Source organism: Streptomyces bobili, assembly GCF_002154575.1.
In the GTDB taxonomy this organism is placed as follows: Bacteria; Actinomycetota; Actinomycetes; order Streptomycetales; family Streptomycetaceae; genus Streptomyces; species Streptomyces bobili.
This window is the reverse complement of sequence record NZ_MUBA01000440.1, coordinates 1-5,565: the sequence shown is the minus strand read 5'-3', so window position 1 is coordinate 5,565 and position 5,565 is coordinate 1. Positions and strand designations below refer to the sequence as shown.

Sequence of the window (5,565 nt, the reverse complement as noted above, 5' to 3'; positions counted from 1 at the left end):
CGCTCGGAGAACTCCTCGCGGCGGCCCGCGAGGAGTTCTCCGAGCGTGGCTACGAGAAGTCGACCGTGCGGGGCATCGCCAAGGCCGCCGGGGTCGACTCGGCGCTGGTGCACCACTACTTCGGCACCAAGGAGCAGGTCTTCGCCGCCGCCGTCGAGGTCGCCGTCGCCCCTGCGCTCGACGCGCCGGACGCGGTCGCCGACGCGCCGTTGGACCAGGTGGGGGAGCGGCTCACCCGGTTCATGTTCGGCGTCTGGGAGAACCCCACCACGCGCATGCCCCTGCTGGCGGTCGTCCGCTCGGCCGTGAACAACGAGACAGCGGCCGCCGTCTTCCGCCGCCTCGTCGCCGCGCAGCTGCTGCGCCGCATCGCCGCCCAGCTGGACGTGCCGGACGCCGAGCTGCGTGCCGAGCTGGCGGCCGCGCAGCTGGTCGGTACGGCGATGCTGCGGTACGTGATCAAGGTGGAACCGCTGGCCTCGGTGGACGTGGAGCGGATCATCGCGCGCGTGGCGCCGGTGGTGCAGGGGCACCTGACCGGGCCCTGACGCGGTGGTGCAACGGTCGCGCCCCGAGATGCGTATCCCGCATTCCGGACACCTCGTCCCGCCTCCTGGATGAGCGGCGTACGCTCATGAACAGCCCTATCTGTCTGAAGGAGCGAGCGACGATGCCCGAGCTGAGGTCCCGCACAGTCACCCACGGACGCAACATGGCGGGCGCACGCGCCCTTATGCGCGCCTCCGGTGTACCCGGTGCGGACATCGGCCGGAAGCCGATCATCGCCGTGGCCAACAGCTTCACCGAGTTCGTGCCCGGCCACACGCATCTGGCGCCGGTCGGCCGGATCGTCAGCGAGGCCATCACCGAGGCCGGCGGCATCCCGCGCGAGTTCAACACGATCGCCGTCGACGACGGCATCGCGATGGGCCACGGCGGCATGCTCTACAGCCTGCCCTCCCGCGACCTGATCGCGGACAGCGTGGAGTACATGGTCGAGGCGCACTGCGCCGACGCCCTGGTCTGCATCTCCAACTGCGACAAGATCACTCCGGGCATGCTCATGGCGGCCCTGCGCCTGAACATCCCGACGGTCTTCGTCTCCGGCGGCCCGATGGAGTCCGGCCGCGCGACCCTCGTCGACGGCACGGTCCGCACGCTCGACCTGGTCGACGCGATGTCCGAGGCCGTGAACGAGAAGATCTCGGACGAGGACATCCTCCGTATCGAGGAGAACGCCTGTCCGACCTGCGGCAGCTGTTCCGGCATGTTCACCGCCAACTCGATGAACTGCCTGACCGAGGCCATCGGCCTCTCCCTGCCGGGCAACGGCTCGGTCCTGGCCACCCACACCGCGCGCAAGCGGCTCTACGTCGACGCCGCCCGCACGGTCATGGACATCACCCGCCGCTACTACGAGCAGGACGACGAGACGGTCCTGCCGCGTAACGTCGCCACCCTCGCCGCGTTCGAGAACGCGATGGCGCTGGACATCGCGATGGGCGGCTCGACCAACACGATCCTGCACCTGCTGGCCGCCGCCCAGGAGGCGGAGGTCCCCTTCGGCCTGGACGAGATCAACGCGGTCTCGCGCCGCGTGCCCTGCCTGGCGAAGGTCGCGCCGAACGTCGCCAAGAACCGTACGTACTACATGGAGGACGTGCACCGCGCCGGCGGTATCCCCGCCCTCCTCGGCGAGCTGCACCGCGCCGGCCTGCTGAACGAGGACGTGCACTCGGTCCACAGCCCGTCCCTGGCGGACTGGCTGAAGACCTGGGACGTGCGGGCCGGCTCCCCCTCCCCGGAGGCTGTCGAGCTGTGGCACGCCGCCCCGGGCTGCGTCCGCTCCTCCGAGGCCTTCTCCCAGTCCGAGCGCTGGGAGGCCCTGGACGACGACGCCGAGAACGGCTGCATCCGCTCCGCCGAGCACGCGTACTCCAAGGACGGCGGACTGGCGGTCCTCAAGGGCAACCTCGCCGTCGACGGCTGCGTGGTGAAGACGGCCGGTGTCGACGAGTCGATCTGGACCTTCGAGGGCCCCGCGGTCGTCTGCGAGTCGCAGGAGGAGGCCGTCGAGAAGATCCTCAACAAGCAGATCACCCACGGCGACGTCGTCGTCATCCGTTACGAGGGCCCCAAGGGCGGCCCCGGCATGCAGGAGATGCTGTACCCGACGTCCTTCCTCAAGGGCCGCGGACTCGGCAAGACCTGCGCGCTGATCACCGACGGCCGCTTCTCCGGCGGCACCTCGGGCCTGTCCATCGGCCATGCCTCACCCGAGGCGGCCTCCGGCGGCACCATCGCTCTTGTCGAAAACGGCGACCGCATCCGCATCGACATCCCGAACCGCACGATCGAGTTGCTCGTCGGCGAGACGGAACTCGCGCGCCGTGACGAGGCGTTGAACGGGGTGTACGCCCCGTCGAACCGCGAGCGCAAGGTCTCCGCCGCCCTGCGCGCCTACGCCGCGATGGCCACGAGCGCCGACAAGGGCGCCGTGCGGGACGTGTCGAAGCTGGGCTGACGCCCGACTGAAGACGCGAAAGGGCCGCCCCGTCGACCGGGGGCGGCCCTTTCGTATCGAACGAAGCCCACGGAGTTCGCGAAGTTCGCGAAGTTCGCGCACGAGCCTCACCAGCCCGAAGGATCCCGTCCGTCCACCGCGAACACGGTCCCGTCGGGAGCCCCGGCGTAGACCCGTCCGTCGGCCGCCTCCGGCGCGGGCAGCGTGCTCACCACTTCGTCGGAGTGCGCGCCGAACCGCGGTTCCGTCTGGCCGACGAGCTTCCCCGCCTCCGCGTCGACCGCGAGCAGACGGCCGTCGGGAGCGCTGAAGTACACGTGCGTGCCGTCCACGGTCGGCACCGAGCCCCTGCTCACGGCCGTCTGCAGGGACCACAGCAGCTTCTCCTCGCCGGTGTCGACGGCCACGAGAGCACCGTCGTACGTCATGAGGTAGACCCGGTCCCCGTACACGGCCGCGCTCGGCTGCTGGAGCGCGACGGACAGCGCGACCCGCTTCGACACCTTCGTCCCGGGGGAGAAGCGGACCACGGCGTCGGCCATGCCGTAGCCGCCGTCCCCGTCCTCGGCCAGCAGCACGACGCTGTCCTCCCCGGCGCCCACCAGCGTCAGCGCCTCGTCGAACCGCTCGTCCCACCTCACCTCGCCTGTGGCGGGGTCGACCGCGGTGACCCGGGTCCGGCCCTCGCCGGAGGTGCTGGTCGCGTAGACCAGCGGGTTCCCGGGGAACGACACGAAGTACGGATCGCTCACGCCGGGGATCCGCCGGCTCCACGCGGTCCGCCCGGTCGCGGCGTCCACCCCGGTCACCGTGCCGTCGGCCGCCGTCAGCAGCAGGGTCCCGCCGGCGTACCGGACACCCCCGTACGCCGACACGTCCCGTTCCCAGCGCACGGTGCCCGAGGCCGGGTCGAAGGCCTCGACGCGCTTGCCCGAGTGCGTGAGCACATGCGCCAGCCCGCCCGCGACGACCGGTGCCTCACGGGGTTTGTCGTCGGGGGACAGGGCGTGCCGCCACAGCTCACGTCCGTCGGACGCGTCGAGGGCGGACACCCACCCCAGCTGGGCGCAGATCAGCAGCCGTGCCTCGAACGCGCACTTGGGCAGACCGTCGGCCCCGGCCGGACGCGTCGCCCAGGGGGCGAAGACGCCGGCGGCGGACCGCGACCCGTCCGTGCCCCGAGCGGCCCCGCCCGTGTCCTCGCCGAACACCTGGACGCAGGCGAACCCGCCGCCCACGACGAGCAGCAGCGCGCCCAGGGCGAGAGCGAGCCGCCGACGCCGTCCCCACAGACGCGCGCCCGTCTCGGACGCGCCACTGTCCTCGTCGGCAGACGACTTCGACGACTCCGACGACTCCGGCGACTCCGACGACTCCGGCGGCTTCGACGACTCGGCCGCACCCGCGGACTCTGCCGGCTGCTCGAATTCCCGCACCTCGTCACCGTCGGGCGCGCGCTGGGCCGGTATGAACGCCTGGGTGTCGTACGAGGCGGCCACCGAGCGCAGCTCGCGCATCAACTCGTCGGGCGTCGGCCGGTCCTCGGGCTCCTTCGCGAGACAGCGCAGCACCATCGGGGCGAGGCTCTCCGGCACGCCGGTCAGATCGGGCTCGTGGTGCACGACCTGATAGGCGACGACGTAGGGACTGTCCGAGTCGAACGGCCCCCGCCCGGTCGCCGCGTGCACCAGCACGGAACCCAGCGCGAAAACGTCCGCGGCGGGACCGACCTCCCGTGGCCGCCGGAACTGCTCCGGCGCCATGAACGGCGGCGTTCCGATCAACTTGCCTGTCTCAGTGTGCAGTTCGCTGTCTTTCGGCCGCGAGATACCGAAGTCGATGACCTTCGGACCGTCCTCGGCGAGCAACACGTTGCTGGGCTTCAGATCGCGGTGCACCACGCCGACCCGGTGGATGTCCCGCAGCGCCTCCGCGAGCCCGGCCATCAGCCGCCGCAACTCGCCCGCGCCCATGGGCCCGTTCCGCTTCACGTGCTGCGACAGGGTCGGGCCCGGTATGAACAGCGTGGCCATCCATGGCCGTTCGGCCTCCGGATCGGCGTCGACGACGGGCGCGGTGAAGGCACCGCTGACCCGCCGCGCCGCCGCGATCTCCTGCCGGAACCGCCCCCTGAACTCGGGATCCCGCGCGAATTCGGCGTGTACGACCTTCACCGCGACCTTCATGCCCGAGGTGCCGCGGGCCAGGTGGACCACACCCATGCCGCCCGAGCCCAGGCAGGACTCCAGGTGGTAGTGACCGGAGTACTCCGGAAGTTCCGCTTCCGCGCCCGCCCCGGTGTTGTGCTGTGGCGCCATGGACCACCCCCGTGCTGTTCGTCCGCGCGCGCGACGCACGGAGCCTAGTCGATGACGCTCGCGGGACCGAGGCGACTTGCTAGCCTCCATGTGCGAATCATGCACATGTGTTTCATGGCTTGATTCGGGGGAATCAACGTGACCCCATGGCAGTCATGGGGTCTTACGGGGGAGGTTTTTTCATGGCCGCAGAGCGCGTGGAAGAAGTGAAAGAGGCCGCAGAGGCCGGAGTGGCCACGGCCGGGGGCGCCGTCGAGACACAGGCCGCGGCGGGGCTGACGTACTACCCCATCGCGCCCGGCGTGCGCCTCAACGTGCGCAGCGGTCCCGCCACCAGCTACCCGATCGTCAAGGTGCTGCCCGAGGGGACGCGGGTGCCGATCTTCTGCCAGTCGCCCGGCACGTCGGTCACGGGCCCGTACGGCACGACGAACATCTGGGACAACATCGCCGACAGCCAGTTCGTCTCGGACGCGTACGTGAGGACGGGCAGCGACGGCTACATAGCGCCCCGCTGCGACTGACCCGTCCGCGCGCACGCCTTCGCGCGCACCCACCCGGGGACCCCGCCCCGCCCGGAGCCATAATCGTCCCGTGAGCGACGAAAACGGCACCCCGGACACCACGGCGGGTTCCCCGGACACCACCGCGGGTTCCCCGGACCGCAAGGCGGGTTCCTCCGGCCTCCCGGCCGGTTCCCGGGCCGCGGGCACCCCCGCCGCC

4 protein-coding genes are annotated in these 5,565 nt (G+C 71.2%); 3 read left to right on the top strand and 1 reads right to left on the bottom strand.

Annotated elements, in window-relative coordinates; genetic code table 11:
- The coding region (locus BZL64_RS29545) for a TetR/AcrR family transcriptional regulator (RefSeq protein ID WP_086772222.1) at positions 1-548 on the top strand (548 nt) is incomplete at its 5' end.
- Between the two features lie 122 nt (positions 549-670).
- On the top strand, positions 671-2,524 hold the full coding sequence (gene ilvD, locus BZL64_RS29540; RefSeq protein WP_086772221.1) for a dihydroxy-acid dehydratase: 1,854 nt from the start codon (positions 671-673) through the stop codon (positions 2,522-2,524).
- A 107-nt stretch (positions 2,525-2,631) separates the two neighbouring features.
- On the opposite strand, the gene BZL64_RS29535 is transcribed toward ilvD, so the two are convergent.
- Positions 2,632-4,842: a serine/threonine-protein kinase gene (locus BZL64_RS29535; protein ID WP_086772220.1), complete on the bottom strand. Its 2,211-nt coding sequence runs from the start codon at positions 4,840-4,842 to the stop codon at positions 2,632-2,634.
- A gap of 182 nt (positions 4,843-5,024) precedes the next feature.
- On the opposite strand from BZL64_RS29535, the gene BZL64_RS29530 reads away from it, so the two are divergent.
- Positions 5,025-5,366, top strand: a complete 342-nt coding sequence (locus tag BZL64_RS29530; protein WP_107430368.1) for an SH3 domain-containing protein — start codon at positions 5,025-5,027, stop codon at positions 5,364-5,366.
- Positions 5,367-5,565 lie beyond the last annotated feature (199 nt).